The organism is Agrobacterium leguminum, assembly GCF_015704895.1.
GTDB lineage: Bacteria > Pseudomonadota > Alphaproteobacteria > Rhizobiales > Rhizobiaceae > Agrobacterium > Agrobacterium leguminum.
On sequence record NZ_JADQWB010000029.1, the window covers coordinates 25,432 to 46,921 of the forward strand.

Annotated in this window: 20 protein-coding genes; 11 read left to right on the forward strand and 9 right to left on the reverse strand. The window is 61.3% G+C overall.

The window, feature by feature from the left end; translation table 11 throughout:
* Positions 1-3 precede the first annotated feature (3 nt).
* The 4 genes from I3J13_RS24665 (at position 4) to I3J13_RS24680 (ending at position 4,393) form a co-directional block, all read left to right on the forward strand.
* Positions 4-558: a GNAT family N-acetyltransferase gene (locus I3J13_RS24665; RefSeq protein WP_196380574.1), complete on the forward strand. Its 555-nt coding sequence runs from the start codon at positions 4-6 to the stop codon at positions 556-558.
* A 13-nt stretch (positions 559-571) separates the two neighbouring features.
* Positions 572-2,365 carry an amino acid ABC transporter permease/ATP-binding protein gene (locus tag I3J13_RS26000; protein ID WP_196380575.1) on the forward strand — a complete coding sequence of 598 codons (1,794 nt, stop codon included), beginning with the start codon at positions 572-574 and terminating at the stop codon, positions 2,363-2,365.
* Between the two features lie 23 nt (positions 2,366-2,388).
* Positions 2,389-3,327 (forward strand): ABC transporter substrate-binding protein, encoded by a 939-nt coding sequence (locus I3J13_RS24675; protein ID WP_196380576.1) that lies wholly within the window; start codon positions 2,389-2,391, stop codon positions 3,325-3,327.
* Positions 3,328-3,457: 130 nt separating this feature from the next.
* Complete coding sequence (locus I3J13_RS24680) at positions 3,458-4,393, forward strand: ABC transporter substrate-binding protein (protein WP_196380577.1); 936 nt, start codon at positions 3,458-3,460, stop codon at positions 4,391-4,393.
* 67 nt (positions 4,394-4,460) lie between these two features.
* On the opposite strand, the gene I3J13_RS24685 is transcribed toward I3J13_RS24680, so the two are convergent.
* Positions 4,461-5,384 (reverse strand): LysR family transcriptional regulator, encoded by a 924-nt coding sequence (locus I3J13_RS24685; protein ID WP_065657182.1) that lies wholly within the window; start codon positions 5,382-5,384, stop codon positions 4,461-4,463.
* A gap of 113 nt (positions 5,385-5,497) precedes the next feature.
* Between I3J13_RS24685 and I3J13_RS24690 the strand changes: the two genes are divergently transcribed.
* The 3 genes from I3J13_RS24690 to I3J13_RS24700 are packed head-to-tail and all read left to right on the forward strand — an operon-like array spanning position 5,498 to position 8,314.
* On the forward strand, positions 5,498-5,809 hold the full coding sequence (locus I3J13_RS24690) for a (2Fe-2S)-binding protein (RefSeq protein ID WP_196380578.1): 312 nt from the start codon (positions 5,498-5,500) through the stop codon (positions 5,807-5,809).
* Entirely contained in the window at positions 5,788-7,170 is a 1,383-nt protein-coding gene (locus tag I3J13_RS24695) for an FAD/NAD(P)-dependent oxidoreductase (protein WP_196380579.1), read from the forward strand. The genes I3J13_RS24690 and I3J13_RS24695 overlap by 22 nt, the downstream gene beginning before the upstream one ends.
* Entirely contained in the window at positions 7,163-8,314 is a 1,152-nt protein-coding gene (locus I3J13_RS24700) for an NAD(P)/FAD-dependent oxidoreductase (RefSeq protein WP_196380580.1), read from the forward strand. Before I3J13_RS24695 ends, I3J13_RS24700 begins: the two co-directional genes overlap by 8 nt.
* A gap of 7 nt (positions 8,315-8,321) precedes the next feature.
* On the opposite strand, the gene I3J13_RS24705 is transcribed toward I3J13_RS24700, so the two are convergent.
* Positions 8,322-9,647 (reverse strand): NAD(P)/FAD-dependent oxidoreductase, encoded by a 1,326-nt coding sequence (locus tag I3J13_RS24705; RefSeq protein ID WP_196380581.1) that lies wholly within the window; start codon positions 9,645-9,647, stop codon positions 8,322-8,324.
* 230 nt (positions 9,648-9,877) lie between these two features.
* Here I3J13_RS24705 and I3J13_RS24710 point away from each other — a divergent pair, with 230 nt between their 5' ends.
* Positions 9,878-10,354, forward strand: a complete 477-nt coding sequence (locus I3J13_RS24710; protein ID WP_003506856.1) for an Lrp/AsnC family transcriptional regulator — start codon at positions 9,878-9,880, stop codon at positions 10,352-10,354.
* Between the two features lie 217 nt (positions 10,355-10,571).
* Here I3J13_RS24710 and I3J13_RS24715 read toward each other — a convergent pair whose 3' ends face one another.
* From I3J13_RS24715 to I3J13_RS24745, 7 genes are all read right to left on the reverse strand, one after another.
* Positions 10,572-12,227, reverse strand: a complete 1,656-nt coding sequence (locus I3J13_RS24715; protein WP_196380582.1) for an ABC transporter ATP-binding protein — start codon at positions 12,225-12,227, stop codon at positions 10,572-10,574.
* Positions 12,227-13,078 carry an ABC transporter permease gene (locus I3J13_RS24720; protein ID WP_196380583.1) on the reverse strand — a complete coding sequence of 284 codons (852 nt, stop codon included), beginning with the start codon at positions 13,076-13,078 and terminating at the stop codon, positions 12,227-12,229. Before I3J13_RS24720 ends, I3J13_RS24715 begins: the two co-directional genes overlap by 1 nt.
* Entirely contained in the window at positions 13,078-14,028 is a 951-nt protein-coding gene (locus I3J13_RS24725) for an ABC transporter permease (protein WP_196380584.1), read from the reverse strand. Before I3J13_RS24725 ends, I3J13_RS24720 begins: the two co-directional genes overlap by 1 nt.
* A gap of 92 nt (positions 14,029-14,120) precedes the next feature.
* Positions 14,121-15,731, reverse strand: coding sequence for an ABC transporter substrate-binding protein (locus tag I3J13_RS24730; RefSeq protein ID WP_196380585.1), 1,611 nt, complete (start codon positions 15,729-15,731; stop codon positions 14,121-14,123).
* A gap of 93 nt (positions 15,732-15,824) precedes the next feature.
* Entirely contained in the window at positions 15,825-16,538 is a 714-nt protein-coding gene (locus tag I3J13_RS24735; RefSeq protein ID WP_003524662.1) for an HAD-IA family hydrolase, read from the reverse strand.
* Positions 16,539-16,793: 255 nt separating this feature from the next.
* Positions 16,794-18,167 (reverse strand): aspartate aminotransferase family protein, encoded by a 1,374-nt coding sequence (locus tag I3J13_RS24740; protein ID WP_020813308.1) that lies wholly within the window; start codon positions 18,165-18,167, stop codon positions 16,794-16,796.
* A 14-nt stretch (positions 18,168-18,181) separates the two neighbouring features.
* Complete coding sequence (locus I3J13_RS24745) at positions 18,182-19,018, reverse strand: GNAT family N-acetyltransferase (RefSeq protein WP_142780511.1); 837 nt, start codon at positions 19,016-19,018, stop codon at positions 18,182-18,184.
* On the opposite strand from I3J13_RS24745, the gene I3J13_RS24750 reads away from it, so the two are divergent.
* Genes I3J13_RS24750 through I3J13_RS24760 form a run of 3 tightly spaced genes read left to right on the forward strand, consistent with a single transcriptional unit; the run spans position 18,983 to position 21,299 of the window.
* Positions 18,983-19,333 carry a hypothetical protein gene (locus I3J13_RS24750; protein WP_196380586.1) on the forward strand — a complete coding sequence of 117 codons (351 nt, stop codon included), beginning with the start codon at positions 18,983-18,985 and terminating at the stop codon, positions 19,331-19,333. The genes I3J13_RS24745 and I3J13_RS24750 overlap by 36 nt on opposite strands.
* A gap of 7 nt (positions 19,334-19,340) precedes the next feature.
* Positions 19,341-20,009: a haloacid dehalogenase type II gene (locus tag I3J13_RS24755; RefSeq protein WP_035221404.1), complete on the forward strand. Its 669-nt coding sequence runs from the start codon at positions 19,341-19,343 to the stop codon at positions 20,007-20,009.
* A gap of 15 nt (positions 20,010-20,024) precedes the next feature.
* Positions 20,025-21,299 (forward strand): NAD(P)/FAD-dependent oxidoreductase, encoded by a 1,275-nt coding sequence (locus I3J13_RS24760; RefSeq protein ID WP_196380587.1) that lies wholly within the window; start codon positions 20,025-20,027, stop codon positions 21,297-21,299.
* Positions 21,300-21,490: the final 191 nt, after the last annotated feature.

Sequence of the window (21,490 nt, forward strand, 5' to 3'; positions counted from 1 at the left end):
GACATGAGCGACAGTTTTTTCTACACATCGGTCAAGGATCCGCTCGCAACCCCGCTTCTGGAGGAGTTGCTGTTCGAATATGACAGCCGCTACGGCACGTTCTTCAATGCGGAAGGGGCCAAGGCGGAGCTGAACAAATATCCGCCGGAAGCCTTCAGCCCGCCATCGGGCAATTTCCTGCTGCTTCTGCGTGACGGCAAAGCGATCGCCGGCGGCGCCTTCATGCGCTACGACGAGGAAACGGCGGAATTCAAGCGAGTCTGGACCCATTCCGCCCATCGCCGGCAAGGGCTTGCGAAAATCGTGCTCCGGGAACTGGAGCAGCAGGCGATCCGGCAGGGTTATGCCCGCGTTTATCTGACCACGGGTTTCCGTCAGCCGGAAGCGGTCGGTCTTTATCTCACCAATGGTTATCGCGCCTTGTTCGATACCGCGGCCGATCCCGAGACGATCCGGTCCTTGCCCTTCGAAAAATTTCTTTCCGACACGGCCACCTCCATCCCGGACGGTGCGCCAATACAGGCCGCCCGGCCGCAACTCTCTCCGGTTCATCCCTGAAAGGCTTTCTCCGATGACAATAGCCTCCGATTTTCCGCATGTTGCGGTGAGCGAACAGAAGGATGAGCCGGCCAGGCACGGCTATGCGCATTTTCGCGTCGTCCCCGCCCGTTATCCGCTGCGCACGGCGGGCACCGTTCTCGCGGTTCTCATCATTGCCGCCATCCTGCACTCCGTCTTCGGCAATCCCCGCTGGGGATGGAACGTGTTTGCGGAATGGTTCTTTGCCGAACCGGTGCTTGTGGGGCTCGGCCGGACATTGCTGCTGACCGTGCTCGGGGCTTTTCTGGGTTTCGTGCTCGGCACGGTTCTGGCGCTCGCCCGCGTTTCGGGTTCGCCCCTGCTGGTTGCGATCTCCTGGACCTATATCTGGATATTCCGTTCCATTCCGCTGATCGTGCTTTTGCTGATCCTCAACAATCTCGGTTATCTCTACGAGACCGTGACGATCGGCGTGCCTTATACCGGTATCAATTTCTTCAGCTGGAATACCACGCAGCTCATGACGCCCTTTGCCGCAGCGGTTCTGGGGCTGACATTGCATGCCGCGGCTTTCTCATCGGAAATCGTGCGTGGCGGCATCCTCTCGGTGGAGCAGGGTCAGCTCGAAGCGGCGGCCTCCCTCGGTCTGCCGCGCCGCCGACAGTTTTCCCGGATCGTGCTGCCGCAGGCGATGCGGACCATTTTGCCCAATGGTTTCAACGAGATCATTCTGCTCGCAAAGGGCACGTCGCAGGTCTATATCCTCGCGCTGCCGGAGCTGTTCTATACGATCCAGATCATCTATCGCCGCAATCTGGAAGTGATCCCGCTGCTGATGGTCGCCACCGTCTGGTATCTGGTGATCCTGACCGCGCTTTCCATCGTTCAGCACCACATCGAACGGCACTTCTCGCGCGGCGCGCTGCGCAATCCGCCGCCCTCACTTTTCGCCACGATCTTTCGCACCTTTTTGCCGCGTAAACCTGTGCCTGATGTGGTGGAGACGGCAGCTGTCAGGCCCGAGCATGCGGCGTCCGCCCGCGCCAGCTTCCAGCTCGGCAATCGTGGCGGTTCGGTCAATATCCACGGCGTCTCCAAGTCCTTCGGAACACTGAAGGTGCTGGACGATGTCACGCTCTCCATTCCGGCAGGCAGCGTCACCACCATTCTCGGTCAGTCCGGTTCCGGCAAATCCACCTTGCTGCGCTCCATCAATCATCTGGAGCGTGTCGACGACGGTTTCATCGCCATCGACGGTGAACTGGTCGGATATCGCCAGAAAGGCGACACGCTTTATGAGCTGAAGGAAAAGGACATTCTGAAGCGCCGCGTCGAAGTGGGCATGGTATTCCAGAGCTTCAACCTGTTCCCGCATCTGACGGCGCTTGAAAACATCGCCGAAGCGCCGGTCGTGGTTCGCGGCATATCGAAAGAACAGGCGGAAGCCGAGGCGCGCGATCTTCTGGCCCGCGTCGGACTGGCCGAAAAGGCAGGCGCTTATCCCCGTCAGCTTTCCGGCGGGCAGCAGCAGCGCGTGGCGATTGCCCGGGCTCTGGCGCTGCGGCCGAAGGTGCTGCTCTTCGACGAGCCGACATCCGCGCTCGACCCGGAGCTGGTCAATGAGGTGCTGGATGTCATCAAGGAGCTGTCCCGCTCCGGCGTCACTCTCATCATCGTCACCCACGAAATCGGCTTTGCCCGCGAAGTCTCCGACAGGGTCGTCTTCATGGAACAGGGCCGCATTCTCGAAACGGGCACGCCGGAAAAGGTGTTCAACAAGCCGGACCACCCGCGCACGGCCGAATTTCTCGCAAAAGTTCTCTAATCAACAACAAAGGAAACACTCACATGGCATTTTCATCGAAATTATTGTCCCTGCTTGCCGGCGGTCTTTTCACCGCCACCGCTGCGCTCATCCCGGCCGCGCATGCGCAGGAGGTTGACCTGTCGCCCGAACAGAAGGGGCGGGTGCGTGTCGAAAAGGTGGAAGAGGCAATCAAGCTTCTGCCCGCCGGCCACAAGTTCATTGCACAGGGAAAGCTGACGGTCGCGACCGTTCCCTTCCGCCTGCCGCTGGTGGATTATGCAAGCGACACGAAAACGCCGATCGGCGTGGAGCCGGATATCGCCCAGCTGGTCGCCGACAGCCTTGGCCTTGAGCTGCAGCTTGTGCCCATCGCCTGGGCGGACTGGCCGCTCGGTCTTGCATCCGGCAAATATGACGCCGTTACTTCCAACATCACGGTGACGGAAGCCCGCAAGGAAAAGTTCGATTTTTCCAGCTACCGCAACGATCTGCTCGGCTTCTACGTCGGCAATAACAGCAAGGTCACATCAATCGGCAAGCCGGAGGATGTCGCAGGGCTGAAGGTCATCGTCGGGGCCGCCACCAATCAGGAGCAGATCCTGCTGAAATGGATCAAGGACAACAAGGCGAAGGGGCTGGCCGATACCGAGGTGCAATATTACGACGATCAGGCCGTGCTTGACGTCGCCCTGCAATCCGGCCGCGCGGATGCCTATCTCGGCCCCAACGCGACCTCTGCCTTTCAGGCGGCGAGCCAGAAGAAGACGAAGCTTGTCGGCACCTTCTCCGGTGGCTGGCCGGAAGCGGCCGAGATCGCCGTCGCTTCGAAAAAGGACGCAGGCATAGCGGACGCCATCACCGCCGCGCTGAACGCCCAGATCAAGAACGGCAATTACGGCAAGGTTCTTGCCCGCTGGAATCTCGGTTCCGAAGCCATCACCGAATCCCGCACCAATCCGCCCGGCCTGCCCAAGAGCTGAGCGTGAAAGCTGAGTAGCCAAAAGCTGAGTTGAAGGTGGGACATCACTCAGCCGGTAGCGCGGGCATCCTCCCGTCCGCGCTACCTCCGTCCCGCAGTCATTCTATCGGGCATTCTATCGGGAAACCACAATGACCTTCACCTCTCGTCTCGCCACGGCCACGCTCGGCGTCGTTCTCTCCATCGCCGGTCTTGGGTCGGCTTTCGCAACCGATGTCTTCGACCTGTCGCCGGATCAGCCCGGCCGCATCCGGGTTGAGAAAGACCCCGGCGCAATTGCCGCCGTTCCGAAGGATTTCAAATTCGTCACACCGGGCAAACTCACCGTCGCGGTCGCACCCGGCGGACCGCCGCTCGCGACCTATGCGACGGATGCAAAAACGGTGGTCGGCGCAGATCCCGATTATGCGCTTGCGGTGGCCGACAGCCTTGGCTTGGAGCTGGAACTGGTGGCGGTGGCCTGGGCGGATTGGCCGCTGGGGCTTGCCTCCGGCAAATACGATGCGGTGATCTCGAATGTGGGCGTCACCGAGCAGCGCAAGGAGAAGTTCGATTTCTCCACCTATCGTCAGGGCCTGCACGGATTTTTCGTCAAGGCAGACAGCGGCATAACCGCCATCCGCGAGCCGAAGGACGCGGCCGGCCTGAGGATCATCGTCGGCGCCGGCACCAATCAGGAGCGCATTCTGCTGAAATGGAGCGACGAAAACGTCGCCGCCGGATTGAAGCCGATCGAGCTGCAATATTACGATGATGAAGCGACCCGGCTTGTGGCGCTTTCAGCGGGGCGGGCGGATGTGATCGTTCAGCCGCATGCGCAGCTGGTCTTCATCGCCGCGCGCGACAAGACCATCAAGCGTGTCGGAACACTCTCGGCCGGCTGGCCGGAGCGGTCCGATGTCGCCATCACCACCCGCAAGGGATCGGGACTGGCCGATGCGCTGACGCTTGCCACCAACGATCTGATCAAGAGCGGCGCTTACGCGAAGATTCTGGATCGCTGGCAGCTATCGGAAGAAGCCCTGCCGGAATCGCGGACCAACCCGCCCGGCCTGCCGAAAAGCTGACCGTTCGAACACATGCGGCGGACTGCAATACCCGCAGGCTCAGGCCTTGCGGGTATTGTTTTGTCCGTCAATTCTGCGCGGGAAGGGCGCGGAAAAGCTTTCGCAATTCACCGACGAAGGGTTTGAAGAAGCGCGAGAGCGGCCGGGCCGTGTTGGTGGAAACGGCGACATTCATCGTCACTTCAGGCATGAAAGGGCGTACCGTCACCCCCTCGAAACTGTTCCAGCGCACCAGGCCGTCGACAAGGGCGATGCCGATGCCGCCGCGCACAAGCGGCACGGCACCGACCGATGAGGTGACCTGCACCGAGACATCCCGCATAAGCCCGTCGCGTTCGAAGACCTCGTTCAGCTGCGGGCCGATCTCGTCCGCATGGTTGCCATAGGAAATCAGCGGCCTGCCGGCGAGGTCGCGGGGCGTCACCGTCATCATTTCGGCCAGGGCATCGTCATGCCGCATCACCGCCACGACCGGTACGGAGGCGAGAATTTCGCTGCGCACCGTTGGCGCCTGAATGGTGGACAGCGTTACCGCAAAATCGATGTCGCCCAGCAGCAATTGCTCGGCAATCTCTTTTTTGGGCAGGGCGTTGAGGTGGATTTTGACGGTCGGATGCGCCTGCCGGAAGGCAAGCAGCGCCTCCGGCAGCACGGAATAGGTGACCGGCAGGCTGGCCCCGATGCGCAGAAGGCCGAGCTTGCGCTCGCCGATGGTGCGCGTCAGCTTTTTCAGAACCTCAAGTTCGCGAAAAACCCGGTCGGCATCCTCATAGATCAGATGTGCTTCCATCGTCGGCACCAGCCGCCCGCCAATGCGCTCGAACAGCTTGTAACCCAGTTGGCTTTCCAGATGATGCAGCACCTTGCTGACACCGGGCTGGGAAACGGCAAGCGAATTGGCGGCCGCCGTCACGGAGCCGTCGCGCATGATGGCGCGGAAAATTTCAAGCTGTCGGGCGTTCATGGAAACCTCCAGCGTCATCTCTTCCATAACCCAAGGTTCTGTTCAAGCGACCATTTGCGATTGGCGGCAAACCTTCTGCCGTGGAAATCTGTGAGGGTGCAGGAGAGGTGCCTGCGAAGGTTTCGGGAAAGGAAACGCGGATGCTGGCCAGATTCAGGCGCATCGCCGAAGAGCGACGCGCGGCTTGCCCTGTCCTGATCGACGGCTTGCCGGTCGAGGCGCTGGAGGGCGACACAGTGCTGACGGCGCTGATGCTCTCGCGCGGTTTTGCCCGCTTGTCCGAGTTCGCCGATGGCGAGCGGGCGGGGTTCTGTCTGATGGGCGCCTGTCAGGATTGCTGGGTCTGGACGGGTGAAGGCGAGCGGCTGCGCGCCTGTTCCACCGCCGTACTCCCGGGCATGGATATCAGAACCGAGGTTCCGGAGGGGTTATGGCAGATTTGCGCGTCGTGATCGTGGGCGCCGGCCCCGCCGGTACGCGTGCCGCCGAGGCGTTGGTGCGGGCGGGGCTCCGCCCCGTCGTCATCGATGAGGGAGATCGCAGCGGCGGCCAGATTTATCGCCGCCAGCCGCAAAATTTCCAACGTTCCTATGCGGCCCTTTACGGCACGGAAGCGGGCAAGGCGAAGGCTCTGCACGAGGCATTCGACGGGCTTTCGGACCACATCGATTACCGCCCGCAGACCCTGGCATGGGCAATCCGCGACAATCGCATTCATATTCAGCGCGCCGAGACATCCGAAGCTCTCAATTTCGACGCCCTTATCATCGCATCGGGTGCGACCGACCGCATCATGCCTTTGCCGGGCTGGACGAGGCCGGGATGTTTTTCGCTTGGCGCTGCGCAGATATCCCTGAAGGCGCAAGCCTGTGCGATAGGCCGGCGGGTGGTTTTCATGGGTACCGGGCCGCTGCTTTATCTCGTGGCCTATCAATATATGAAGGCAGGCGCGGCCCCCGTGGCGGTTCTGGATACCACGCCGTTTTCCACGCAGATCAAGGGGCTGCCGGGGATGATGGCGCGGCCGGCGCAGCTCCTCAAGGGCATGTGGCTCGTTGGGGCGCTGTTGGCCGGCGGGGTGAGGATCGAGCGGGGTATCGTGCCGTTCGAGATTATCGGTCACGCCGAGAGCGGCGTGACCGGTATCCGCTACGGGGATGCGTCCGGTGAGGAAAAACGCCTCGCCTGCGATGCGGTCGGTACGGGCTATCATCTGCGGGCGGAAAGCCAGCTTGCCGATCTTGCCGGTTGTCGCTTCTCCTTTCATCCGCCGATCCGGCAATGGTTGCCGGATGTGGACGATATGGGACGCAGTTCTGTGCCGAATGTCTATCTGGCGGGCGATGGCGTGCGTATTCTCGGTGCAGATGGTGCGGAAGCCTCCGGCCGGCTTGCCGCCTTCGCGCTTCTTGAGGATCAAGGCTTGAAGCCATCCCGCGCGGAGATCGGCCGCTGCCGGAAACAATTGAAAGCGACGAGACGCTTTGCGCAGGGAATGGCCCGGGCCTTCCCCTGGCCGCACCAGTTGGCGCAGGCGCTTGCCGACGACACGATCATCTGCCGCTGCGAGGTTGTGACGGCGGGAGAGCTGCGCGCGAGCGTCACCGGCAAGGGCGCAACGGAAGTCAATCGCTCGAAAGCTTTCTCGCGGGCTGGCATGGGCCGGTGCCAGGGGCGGTTTTGCGGGCAGGCGGGACAGGAGATTGTCGCCGCCGCCTGTGGTCTGCCGGTGGAATCGGCGGGACGGTTGCGCGGGCAGGCGCCGGTAAAACCGTTGCCGCTGGCGATTGTGAGGGGAGACGATAATGCGTAACGCGCTTGCGGAGGCGGATGTCATTATTGTCGGCGGCGGCATTGTCGGAACCGCCACGGCGTTTTTTCTGCGGCAACGGGGCGTCAGCGTCATTCTGCTGGAGCGTTTCCTTGTCGGTCAGCAGGCGAGCGGCACCAATTTCGGCAATGTCCGCCGTCAGGGCCGTTACCTCGGGCAGCTTCCGCTCGCCAACAGATCCCGGGACATCTGGAGCCGCATCCCGCAACTGACCGGTGCGGATGTGGAATTCATGCCCGTCGGCCATATCCGGTTTCTCTGGGCGGAAGAACAGATCGCCACGGTCGAGAAATACCGCGACGATGCCGCGCAATACGGTCTGGAATTGCATGTCCTCCCGCGCGAGGTCATCCGGCAGAAATTCCCATTCATCGGACCGGAAGCGGTTGCCGGATCATGGTCGCCGCATGACGGTCACGCCAATCCGCGCCTCGTCGCGCCCGCCTTTGCCCGTGCGGCGCGGCGGGACGGTGCAACGATCGTGGAAAATTGCGAGGTTCTGGCCATCGAAAAGGCCGGCGAGGATTTCCGGGTGACGACGGCGGAAGGGGATTATCGCGCGCCCGCGGTGCTGGTCGCCAGCGGTGCATGGGGCGGCGGGTTTGCCGGCGCTTTGGGGGAGGCGGTGCCGCTGGAGGTTGCCGGCCCGCAAATGGGCGTGACGGAACCCTTGCCATGGTTCATTCATCCGGTCGTTGGCGTCTCCACCAAAATTCCCGGCGAAGTGATCTATATGCGGCAAATCCCGCGCGGAAATGTCATTTTCGGCGGCGTGAAACGATGCGCCGCCGCGCTGGACGAACGCCGGGCGAAATACGATCCCGCCGGGCTCGATGCCCAGCTGCGTCAGCTTCTGCGGCTGGCCCCCGCCTTGCGCCATGCCCGGCTGATCCGCACCTGGTCCGGCGTGGAGGGCTATATGGCCGACGACCTGCCTGTCATGGGAGACAGTGCCGCAACCTCCGGCCTCTATTACGCTTTCGGCTTCAGCGGCCACGGTTTCCAGATCGGCCCGGGTGTCGGCGACGTGATGGCGGAGCTGATAGCGACCGGAAAGACCACGACGCCGATTGCGGATTTTCACATCGGCCGTTTCCGTCGTGGTCAGCCTGCCGCATCCCATTAAGGGAGGATCAGAAATCCGCGACCTTGCCCCAGGACGAATTCAGGAAACGACTGGGGTGATAGGGGGCGGCATCGACGATCGGGTTCGAGCCCGTCACGATATCGGCAATCAGATGGCCGGCGCCCGGCCCTATGCCGAAACCGTGGCCGCTGAAGCCGGCGGCGAGGATGAAGCCGGGCAATTCGCTGGTTTCGCCAATGGCGGGCACGCCATCTGGCGTACTGTCGATGAAACCGGCCCAGGCGGCGGAAATCTGCGTTTTGCCGAGGGCGGGCAGAAGCTCCAGCGCCCTTCGATGAGTCTCGCGGATGGCGGCGGCATTGGGTTTTGGGTCGAGAATACGAACCCGTTCCATCGGTGTCGGCGCATCGAGCCGCCAGCGTTTCAGCGTCTCGTGGCCGCCGCGAATGCCTTCCAGCCCGCCTGGCCGCAGGCTTCGCCAGCGCTTGAGGAACATCGGGATGAATTCACGGGCAAACCGCATCTGCTGCGCCGTCGGGTCAATGCGCCCCAGCCCGCTGATGGCGAGCGTGTAGCCGCCGTCTTTTCTCTTCGTTGCCGAAACGGCGGCGGTGTGCAGCGCATCCGGCAGCCCTTCCGCACCCGGAGTGACGGAGAGGATGGAAGAGCGGACGGAGGCCTGTGGGAAACGAATGCCGAGCTGCCGGCAAAAGGACGACGCCCAGGCCCCGCCGGACATGATGGCGGTTTTGGTGCGGATCGTGCCTTTTTCGGTGACGACGGCGCTGACCCGGCCGCCTTCCGTCTCAAGCCCGCGTGCGGCGCAATTCTGATGCACCGTGCCGCCCAGCTTGATGATGGCGCGCGCCACGGCGGGCGCCGCCATGGAAGGATCGGCCGTGCCGTCGGTCGGCGAAAATACGCCGCCCTTCCAGCGCTTTCCCGTGGATCGGCCGCGTTCGCTCGCTTCATCGGCACTCAGCATATGGGTCGTCACCCCTGCGGTAATGGCAAAGTCGCGCCAGCGCGCCCAGCCGGCAAGTTCGGCCTCATTGTCGCTCAGGTAAAACAGCCCGCAGCGGCGAAAACCCGTGTCCTCGCCGCTCTCTGCGCCAAACTCTTCCCATAATGCCAAGCTCTTCGTGGAAATCGGCAATTCGCGGGCGTCGCGGTTCTGTTGGCGGCACCAGCCCCAGTTGCGGCTGGATTGCTCCGCCCCGATCAGGCCTTTCTCGACCAGCGCCACTTTCAGGCCGCGCCGGGCAAGATAATAGGCGGCGAAGACACCGACGATGCCGCCGCCGATAATGACGACGTCTGCGGATGTCGGCAGTTCCGGCGATGTCGTGATCTGTTGCAGCGGGGCGGGCATGGTCGGACTCCTTATATTCGTCCTAATTTACCTCAGCCGGCGTGTAAACGCTGCCAGACTGGGCCTGTTGCCGGAATCTCCTGCTGTTGGGCGACGCCTCTGCAACTCTTTATGCTGCATCAAAAAAATATCCCCACGTCGACAGGGCTCGCCCATGTGGTAAGATTTCCTTTGCCGCGCCAGAATTTTATGCCGCGTGTTCAAAAAACAAAAAAGGGGTTCCGCACGTGATGAAACTTGACCGGATCGATATCAAGATCCTCTACGAATTGCAGAAAAACGGTCGCATCACCAATGTCGAGCTGGCGGAGCTTGTCAATCTGTCGCCAAGCCCCTGCCTGATGCGGGTGAAGAAGCTGCAGGCGGAAGGTTATATCGAGGGTTATTCGGCGCAGATCAACATCAACAAGCTCGGCCAGACGCTGACGGTGTTTACGGAAATCACGCTCAAGAACCATCGCCAGATCGATTTCGCCCGCTTCCTCGGCGTTGTCGAAAAGATCGACCAGGTGGTGGAATGCCACCTTGTTTCGGGCGGTTACGACTACCTGCTGAAATTCGTCACCTCTGGCATCGTCGAATACCAGTCGATCATGGAGCGGCTGACCGATATGGACGTGGGCATCGACAAATATTTCAGCTTCGTGGTGCTGAAATCGCCGATCATCAAATCGCATATGCCGCTGACCAGCCTGTTTCCGCTTTGAGGTGGAGGGAGGGCCTCAGACATCCGCAGAACCGATGGATTTGGCACGGGCGTTGCATTCACATTCCGTCACCCCGGACTTGATCCGGGGTCCAGCGCGATCAAGTCTTTGATCGCATGATACTCTTTTCACGACGCAGACGCGTCGTGGCTGGATGCCGGATCAAGTCCGGCATGACGGAGGAGAGGTTCTCTTACCTGTTTGGCATTCGTCCAGCTCACCTTTTCGAAAACGCCCGCACCAGTTCCGCATCCTGCTGGAGATTGTCGAGCCATGTCGGGTCGAGTTTCGGCACAGAGGAGAACAGCAGTTTCGAATAGGGGTGGGAGGGCGATTTGATCGCTTCGGTTTCCAGATGCTCCACCTTCTGCCCGCCATACATCACGACGATTTCGTCGCAGATGGTTTCCACCACCGAGAGATCGTGGCTGATGAAGATATAGGAGAGGTTCAGCTCCCGCTGCAGTTCTCCGAGAAGATCGATGATCGCGGCCGCGACCACGGTATCGAGCGCCGAGGTGATTTCATCGCAGATGATGAGCGAGGGTTCGGCGGCTAGTGCGCGGGCGAAATTGACGCGTTGCTTCTGCCCGCCGGAAAGGCCGGAAGGGTGGCGGTGACGCACCGAGCGCGGCAGCTTCACCATATCGAGAAGCTCATCGATCCGGGCGTCGCGCGCTTTGCCTTTCATGCCGTGATAGAAGGTCAGCGGCCGGCCGAGAATATCCTCGATGGGTTTCGACGGGTTGAGTGCGGTATCGGCATATTGGAACACGATCTGCATCCGGCGCAGCTGGTCGCCGGTTCGACGCCGTGCATCCGCATCCAGCTCGCGGCCTTCGAAGATGACATGGCCGCCGGCCGCCGGCAGAATGCCGGCAATGGCGCGCGCCAGTGTCGATTTTCCGCAACCGGATTCGCCGATGATGCCGAGATTGCGACCGGGATAGACCGAAAGGCTGACGCTATCCACCGCACGCACCAGCGGCATCTTGTCTTCGCCCTTCGTTCCGTAACCGGCAATCAGCTTTTCGATATCCAGCAGCGGCGTTGCCTGCTCCTGTTTGGCGGGTGTGATGACGCGCGCCTTGTCATGAAAGGCCGTCAGCAGTTCCCTCGTGTAGGGATGCTGTGCATTTTTGAGGATATTCGTGGTCGTACCGGTTTCCTGAACCTCGCCGCCTTTCAGCACAACGATCCGGTCGGCGATCTGGGCGACGACGGCAAGATCGTGCGAAACATACACGCCGCCGATGCCGTTCTTGCGCATTGCCGATTTGAAGGCGCGCAGCACCTCGATCTGGGTCGTGACGTCGAGCGCGGTGGTCGGCTCGTCGAAGATCACCAGCTTCGGGTTGCCGATCAGCGCCATTGCGGCGGAGAGGCGCTGAAGCTGGCCGCCGGACACCTGATGCGGGTAACGCTCGCCGATGGTCTCGGGGTTGGGCAGCGACAGCGCCTTGAAAAGTTCCACCGCGCGTGTGCGTGCCTCCTGCGGCGGCATCAGATGGTGGATGCGGGTGACTTCGATGACCTGATCGATGATCTTTTGCGCCGGGTTGAAGGCGGCGGCGGCGCTTTGCGGCACATAGGCCACTTTCGTGCCGCGGACTTTGGCGCGTTCGGCCTCGGAAAGCTGCGCCATGTCCTGGCCCGCCACCTTGACGCTGCCGCCGGAAATGCGGCAGCCCGGCCGGGCATAGCCCATCAGGGTCAGCGCGATGGTGGTCTTGCCGGAACCGCTTTCGCCGATCAGCGCGACGATTTCGCCATCGGCGATGTCGATGTCCACGCCCTTGATGATGTCGATACGGCGACCGGAATCGGTGGTAGCCTCGACTTTCAGTCCACGGATTTCAACGAGATTGCTCATTATTCGCTCCTGTCGCGGATTTTCTGCGGCAGATTGTCGATCAGCAGGTTGACGCTGATCGTCAGGCTGGCAATGGCCAGCGACGGGAAGATGACGGCGGGGGCCGCAAACGGCAGGCCGCCGATGTTTTCACGCACCAGCGCGCCCCAGTCCGCATTCGGCGGTTGCAGGCCGAGGCCGAGGAAGGAGAGGCCCGACAGAAGCAGCACGATGAACACGAAGCGCACGCCAAGATCGGCCAGTACGGGCCGAACGATGTTCGGCAGGATTTCAGAGCCGATGAGGTAGAACAGGCTTTCGCCGCGCACCCGGGCGACGGTGACGAAATCCATGGTGTTGACATTGACGGCGAGCGCCCGGGCGAAACGATAGGCGCCCGGAGTATAGATGACCGAGAGCGTGATGATCAGCACCGGAATGGAAGAGCCGACGGCGGCGACGACCACGAGGCCGAAAAGCTTGCTCGGAATGGAGTTCACCGCATCGAGAAACCGGCTGAGCGCCGCATCGAACCAGCCGCCGATGACGGCGGCGCACATGCCGAGCACGACGCCGGAGGTGCAGGCGATGGCGACGGCGGCGAGCGATATGCCGACCGTGAAACGCGCGCCCATGAGAATGCGGGAAAACACGTCGCGACCGAGATAATCGGAACCGAGCCAGAGATCGGAGGTCATCGGCCCGAAATAATCGAGATCGACGATCTCACCGACCGGATGCGGAATGAGATAGGGCGCGAAGATTGCGACCATGGCCCAGAAAAAAATGACGAGAAAGCCGAAAACGCCGACTGCGTTGATCTTGTAACCCAAACGCGAGGTCCCCGAAGTTGTTTTGATATTGTCGACCATCAGCGCAGCCTCGGATTGGACATGATGGCGATGATGTCAGCCGTCGTGATGAGGAGGAGATAACCGACGCAGAAGATCATCGCGCAGCTCTGGATCAGCGGCAGGTCGCGGGTCGCGACGCCATCGACCATCAGCTTGGCGATGCCGGGATAATTGAAGATCGTCTCGACGATGATGACGCCGCCGACGAGATAGGAAAGCGACAGCGCCACCGCATTGACGATGGGACCGAGCGCATTGGGAAGCGCATGGCGAAGCACGATGCGCATGCGCGGCGCGCCCTTCAAAAGCGCCATTTCCACATAGGGCGTATCCAGTGTCTCGATGACGGCGGCGCGGCTCATGCGGATCATCTGTGCGGAAACAACGAAGGTCAGCGTGATAACCGGCATGGCATAGACCCGCAGAACATCGAAAAGCGTGTGAACTTCGCTGACCAGCGACAGCGCCGGAAGCCATTTCAGATAGACGGCGAAAAGCAGCACGGCGAGTGTGGCGATCATGAATTCCGGCACCGAGATGACGCCGATGGTCAGCACGGTGACGACCCGGTCATAAAGCGTTCCGCGCAACATGGCGGAGCTGATGCCGAGGGTGAGCGCCAGCGGCACGGCGATGATGGTGGTAATGCCGGCAAGCTTCATGGAGTTGACGAAGCGCGGGCCGATAAGATCGGCAATCGCCATGTTGTTGGCGTAGGACGTGCCGAGTTCGCCCTGCAGCAGGCCGAGAAGCCAGCGGACGAAACGCAGGAGGGCGGGGTCGTCGAGATGCATGGCGGTGCGCAGGCCGGCCACGGCCTCCGGCGTCGCCGCCTGGCCAAGAAGGATCGTCGCCGTGTCGCCGGGCAGCAGGCTGGTAGCGGAAAAGACGATAAACGACACGATAAGCAGCGTCGTCAGCATGACGACCAGCCGCCTGGCGATAAGGGATAATATCCGGCTGTTCATTCACATGCTCCTGCGACGTGCCTGATTGTGGAGGCTTTCCGCAACGACGGAAAGGCTGCCGGGCGCATTTTCGCGCCCGGCTCCATGGTCTATCAGGCTTCGAGCCAGACGTATTCCGCAAAGGCATAACCCATCATGCCGCCGAGCGGATTGGCTTCCAGCCCCTTCAGCTTGGAGGTGATGGCGTCAACGTTCGAAATATAGGCGGGGATGATGGTGCCGGCTTCGTCGGCGATCATCGTTTCCAGCTCGAAGTAGATCTGCTTGCGCTTGTCCATATCGAGCATGCCGCGTGCTTCGAGCATCAGCTTGTCGAATTTCGGCGACTTGTACTGGCTTTCGTTCCACGGTGCGTCGGAAGCATAGAGCAGGGAGAACAGGATGTCCGGCGTCGGGCGCGGGTTGATGTTGCCGAAATGGACCGGCGCTTTCAGCCAGTAATTGCTCCAGTAACCGTCCGAAGGCACGCGCTGCACATCCAGCTTGACGCCGATTTCGGCGGCGGAAGCCTGGATGATCATCGCCATGTCGACGGAAGAGCTTGCCGCATCCGATGCGATGACCGGAATGGACTGGCCGATGAGGCCGGCTTTTTCAAAGTGGAACTTCGCCTTGTCCGGATCGAAGGCTTTCGGCTTCAGGTCCGGATTGTGGTAGGGGTTCATCGGCGGAACCGGCTGGTCGTTGCCGACTTCACCCAGACCGCGCAGCGCCGCCTTGACGATCTGCTCGCGATTGACGATCGACTTCATGCCGGCGATGAAATCGGCATTGTTGCCCGGCGCCTGGTCGAGACGCATATTGAGGTTGGTGTAGTTTCCGGACGTCGTCTTGGAAAGAACGACACCGTCCTGCTTGTCGAGCAGGCGCAGCGCACGCGGGTTGATGGAGGCTGCGAGCTGGATGTCGCCGGAAAGAAGCGCGTTCACGCGGGCATTGTCGTCCGAGATCGCGAAGAACTCGAAGCTGTCCACATGCGGCCCGCCCGATTTCCAGTAATTGGTATTCTTGGCCATGATCGAGCGCACGCCCGGCTCGAATTTTTCGATCTTGAAGGCGCCCGTGCCGTTGCCCTTGGAAAAATCGGTCGTGCCGTCGGCGACGATCATGAAATGGTGCATGGCAAGGATCGTCGGCAGGTCGGCATTGGCGCTGGCCAGCGTGATTTCGACGGTGCTCTTGTCGACAGCCTTGAAGCCGGTCATCTGGGCGGCGATCTTGGCGACCTTGGAGCCGACGGCCGGATCGAGATGGCGCTTCAGCGAATAGACCACGTCATCGGCGGTCAGCGACTTGCCGTCATGGAAGGTAACGCCGGAACGCAGCTTCACCGTCCAGGTCTTGGCGTCCTTGGATTCGATCGACTCGGCCAGCTCCATCTGTGGCGTGCCCGAAGCATCGAGGAAGCTCAGGCGGTTATAGAGCGCGCAGCAACGGACGTAGTCCGTCGACAGCGAAGCCTTCGCCGGATCGAGCGTATCGGCGGTGGAGGAGGACCAGCCGGCAGCTTTCAGCGTGCCGCCGGATACCGGCGTTGCGGCAACGGCGCCAGAGGCGCGGCCGAGGATGGCCGAACCGGCGGAAAGGGCGACGCCGCCCGCCAGCAGCATGTGAAGCAGCTCACGCCGCGTTGCGCCGCGTCGGATCGCCTGTTCAACGGCGGCATCGTCGGAGCGGCTCCAGTTTGTAATCCTGTCACTCATGGTCTTCCCCTTTTGTATGATTTGTTGAAATGCGTCTGAAGAAATTTCCGGCATGCCGCATCCCAGTTCGCGGCACGCCATTGGCGGGGCGGCTCAGCCGCCCGTCTGTTTCACTGCTTCGGCAAGGCCGGCCATGGAGGTGAAGTGGTAGTCCGGCTCGGTAAAGTTTTCCGGCTCGATCGTACCGCCATATCCTTTCTGGGCGTGGCGACGCTCGATCCAGCAATTGGTCATGCCCAGTTTCCGGGAAATGCCGATATCGTGGTACTGGCTTTGCGCGACGTGCAGAATGTCGTCCTTCGATGCGCCTTCGCTTTCCACAAAGGCAAAGACCTTTTCGAAGAAGGCGGGATCGGGTTTTTCGGTGCCGGTGTCATCCGCCGTGAAAGCGGCATGAAAGGGATTGCCGAGTTCCTTCGAGAAATATTCGAAGGCCCAGCGCTGGGCGTTGGTCATCGCGATGAGGCGATGCGTCTTGGCAAGCTCGGCCATGGCGGCGCGGCTGTCTTCAAAGCCTTTCCAGCTTTTTGCCGCATCGCGCAGGCGTTCACCGAATGCGCGTTCCGCCGGCAGGCCGAGTTCGGGAGCGATGATCAGGTATACGCGGACGAGGTCATCCGGAAACAGGTCGGTCGCGTCGGAATAACGGGCCGCGCGGTAAAGCGCGAGCGCCTTTTCACCATCGACCTCCACGCCGTTTTCCGCGCCGATTGCGGCCAGCGTCGATTTCAGGCCGCCTTCGAAATCGATGAGGGTTCCCACCACGTCGAAGCTCATATATTTGAAGTCGCTCAGTTTTTTGGGCAATGTCGGTCTCCGCTTTGCCGCCTCGGCCTCTTGGGGAGCCTGCGGCAGATTATTCTGTTCCCGGACGGGATCCTTGCCCCGTTCCCATTTGCGATTACGCCCTTTTTTATGGCGTTTAGTGCCGTTTGCATTAATAGTTTGGCACTTTCGGCACGCCGGATTCGCCGAAATGGATCGGCTCTTCGGCAGAATATTGCGAATATGCGGTGCATTGCGACATTTCGAGAGGGTGCCGCAACGCCACCAGCTATCGCCTCAGGCCATGGCGGCTCGTACCGCGGGGTCTTCGAGCGTCTGGTCGAGGGTCTTCAGCGTCCGCTCGATGATGGCGTCGATCTCGCTGTCGGTGCAGCAGAGCGGCGGCGCGTAACCCAGAATACCGTTCGCAAAGGCGCGCACGATCAGGCCGTTTTCCCAGGCGCGGTCGAAAACCTTGCGGGCGGGGGCCGCAGCGGCCGGCAGCGGGGTCTTTTTGTCCTTGTCGGTCACGAGTTCGACGGCGGCGAGCATGCCGCGCCCGCGGACATCGCCGACCAGCGGATGGCTTCTCAGGCTCTCAAGACCCGCCATCAGCCTTTCACCGGCGCGGCGGCCGTTTTCCAGCAGCCCGCCCTCGTAAAGTTTCAGCACTTCGAGACCGACGGCGGCGCTGACGGGATGGGCGGAATAGGTGTAGCCATGCCCGATTGCGGCCTCGCCTGCGAAGTCGGCTATTGTATCATAGACGTGGTCCGCCATGAAGACGGCGCCCATCGGCACGTAGCCGGAGGTGAGACCCTTGGCGGTGGTGATGAAGTCCGGCACGATATCCTCGTCGGCACAGGCAAACAGCGGCCCCGTGCGGCCAAAGCCGGTGATGACTTCGTCGGCGACGAAAAGGATGCCATAGGACCGGCAGAGGTCGCGCATGGCCTTGACCCAGCCGGGAGGCGGCACGAGAACCCCGCCGGAACCCTGGATCGGCTCCGCATAGAAGGCGGCGACGCGGTCCGGACCGATCGTCTCGATCTTGTCCTTCAGGATTTGCAGGGAGGATGCGATGATGGCGGCCGGGTCGCTTCCCACTGGGTTACGGTAGGCGTAGTGCGACGGGATTTTGTGCTGCCAGTCGTAAGGCACGCCGAAACCGGCATGGAAAGCGGGCAGGGCGGTGAGGCCCGAACCGGCGGTGGTGGAGCCGTGATAACCCTGTTCGATGGAGATGAACTGGTCGCGCTGCGGCTGGCCCTTGGCATGCCAGTAATAGCGGATGAACCGAATGGTGCTGTCCACCGCATCGGAGCCGCCAAGCGTGAAATAGACGTGGTTGAGATCGCCCGGTGCGCGGTCCGCAAGCTCCGAGGCCAGCCGGATGGCCGGTTCGCTGCCAATGTCGAAATAGGCCGTCGCATAGGGCAATTCCCGCATCTGCTTTGCCGCCGCCTCGACGATGCTGTCATGGCCGTAACCGGCATTGACGCACCACAGGCCGGCAAAACCATCGATGAGCTGATGGCCGGTAATATCGGTGACGGTTGCGCCGCGTGCCGATTGCAGTACCCGCACGCCCAGCTTCTCATGGCCGCGGAAGGAAGAGACAGGGTGCACCAGATGGGCGCGATCCAGTTCGATGAGTGAATTGCTTAACATGGGTCTCTCCGGATTCAGCCCAGCGCCTGGCTGGTCAATGCGAATGTTTTCAGTTTTTTGTCAGCGGGGATTTCGGTTTTCGACCGGCGCATGGCGATGCCGCCGCCGACATGGCCAAGACCGCGTTCGGCAAGCCAGGGGGCAAGGCCCGTATCGGCGGTAGTATCCACGCGCAGGAATGCGCCGGGACGTTCAGAAAACACGAATGCGATCAGTTCTTTCGCGATTTCAGCATTTTCCGCCACGACCGGGCCGATGACTTCGCCGCGCCCGAAGGCGCGAAGTGCTGCAAAGCCCTTGATGACGCCCTGTTCCTGCACGAGTGCGAAACGCGCCCTTTCGGCAAGTGCTGCAAAAAGGGCCGTGCGATCCGCACCGAAAGCCTGCGCATCGAGCGCGGCGAGTTCGGCCGGATCAATGGTTTCCGCCCAGGTGACACCTTCCGGCCTGTCGGTTGCGGCCGGAATGCCCTGATGCTGGAGCACTTCGCCGCAGGCGGCGAAGCCCAGCTTTTCATAAAGGGGCAGGCCGTCGGCCGTGGCTACAAGACGGCACTCGCGATTTTCTGCTGCGTCCATTGCCGCGCCCATCAATTGGCGTCCAAGGCCGCGGCCGCGCATGCTCTCGTCCACGATCACCATATTGACGGTGGCGCAGGTGTCTCCGAGAATTGTCGCCATGGCGGTTCCGACGACACGCCCGTTTTCCAGGGCGACGAACCCCTTGCTCAGGGAAAGGACCAGCGCCCAGTCTTCTTTCCGGTGCGGCCAGCCGGCCTGGCGGGAAAGTTCAACAGCCGCGTCGAGGTGGTCCGGTTGAAACGTTTGGATATCGATCAGGCTCGCCTGCATGCCGGAACTCCGTTTTTCTGCTTATTCATTGATAGACCGATGCCGAAAGAAGATTGTCCCGACAAATGGGAAGGTTCGATATGTTTCGCTGTTGCTTTTATCCGCCGCCGCATCTTATGCCGCATCTTGTCCGCACCCGGCCATAAACCGGGGACCGGCGGCGGCTTCCTGTTTGCCTCAACGCAACTCTCTGCCAAACTGGCGGCTGCATACGCAACAATCTGCTTCCGCGAATGGCAATTGCGGTGCGTCGACCGGGCAAAGGCTTTCTATGATCAATTCATTCCGGCACGGCCGATCCCCAAGCAAGGATGACGACGACATGACCATCTTCCGCCCGAAATACATCTCCTTCGATTGCTACGGCACGCTGATCAATTTCCAGATGGCAGAGGCCGCCCGCGATCTTTATGGCGATCGTCTCGATGAAGCGCAGATGCAGCAGTTCATCAAAAATTTTGCTGCCTATCGTCTGGATGAGATCATGGGTGACTGGAAGCCCTATGCCCAGGTGGTTCACAATTCGCTTTCGCGCAGCTGCAAGCGCAATGGCGTGGCCTTCAAGGATGAAGATGCCACCTTCGTTTACGAGCGCGTTCCGACCTGGGGCCCGCATGCCGATGTTCCGGCCGGGCTTGCCAAGGTTGCGAAGGAAATTCCCCTCGTCATCCTGTCCAACGCCATGAATTCACAGATCATGTCGAATGTCGAAAAGCTCGGCGCGCCCTTCCACGCGGTCTACACCGCCGAGCAGGCGCAGGCCTACAAGCCGCGCTTCAAGGCTTTCGAATATATGTTCGACATGCTGGGCTGCGGTCCGGAAGACATGCTGCATGTCTCCTCCTCGTTCCGTTACGACCTGATGTCGGCCCATGATCTCGGCATCAAGAACAAGGTCTGGGTCAATCGTGGTCACGAGCCCGCCAATCCCTATTACGGTTATGTCGAAATCGCCGATATTTCCGGCCTGGCAGGCGTCGTTGGATTGTAAGGAAAGGTCGGGACCATGAAGTTCGTCTCCTATTGGCACGATACCGCGCCGCAATTTTCAGGTGCCGCGCAAGGTCCCGTCGAAGGTCATTACGATGTCGCCGTCATCGGTGGAGGTTTCACCGGTCTCGGGGCCGCGCGCCAGCTGGCCAAGGCCGGCGCGCGGGTGGTCGTTCTTGAAGGGGAGCGGGTCGGCTGGGGCGCCTCTGGCCGCAATGGCGGGCATCTCAACAATGGTCTCGCTCATTCCTATCTCTCCGCCAAGGCCGAGCTTGGCAAGGAACGCGCGATCGCCCTCTACAGGGCGCTCGATTCCTCAATCGATACGCTGGAGGGCCTGATTGCTGAGGAAGGCATCGATTGCAACTTCCGCCGCTCGGGCAAGCTGAAGCTCGCCTCCAAGCCGCAGCATTTCCAAGGTCTGGCGAAGAATTTCGAGGCGCTGCATGCCGAGGTCGATCCCGATACGGCGCTTCTTTCCGCAGCCGATCTCAAGGCGGAGATCGGCTCGCCCTTTTATGGCGCCATGCTCTCGAAGAAGAGCGCGATGATGCATATGGGCCGCTATGTGGCCGGCCTTGCCGAAGCCGCCAGCCGTCATGGCGCGGTGATCTTCGAAAATGCGGCGGTGACGAAGCACATCCAGAACGGCAGGACCCATGAACTGGAAACTCCGCGCGGCAAGGTGACGGCCGACAATCTTCTGGTGGCGACCGGCGCTTACACGCCGTCCGGCTTCGGTTATTTCCGTCGCCGCATCATCGCCGTCGGCAGTTTCATCATCGCCACGCGGCCGCTGACGGATGCCGAGGTTCAGGCCTCGGTTCCGGGCAATCGCACCTATGTCAACTCGATGAATATCGGCAATTATTTCCGGCTCGCGCCGGATAACCGGCTGATCTTCGGCGGCCGTGCGCGCTTTTCCGCCACGTCGGACCAGCGTTCAGACGCCAAAAGCGGTGCGATCCTGACGGAAAGCCTGCATCGCATCTTCCCGCAGCTTTCGCATGTGCCGATCGATTATTGCTGGGGCGGTCTGGTGGACATGACCAAGGACCGTTATCCGCGCGCCGGTTTCCATGACGGCGTCTGGTACGCCATGGGCTATTCCGGCCACGGTGCGCAGCTTTCCACCCATCTCGGCATGATCATGGCCGACGCCATTCTCGGACGGCCGGATAACAACCCGCTGAAGGGACTGGAATGGCCGGCGGTGCCGGGTCATTTCGGCAAGCCGTGGTTCCTGCCGCTGGTGGGCTTTTATTACAAGATGCTGGACAAGATTCAGTAGAGTGCGGTCGCTTCCTGTCGCTCAGGCTTCTTACGAACCATCCTCCACATTCGACGTCATCCTCGGGCTTGTTGTAAAGACCGGAGACATCCCTGACATGTGTTCGGAGACATCCCTGACAGTCAGAGTTTATCTTCGAGATTGATCTTTGCGATTTGAGTTGCCCCGAAGAAAACGCCGAAGAGACCTGA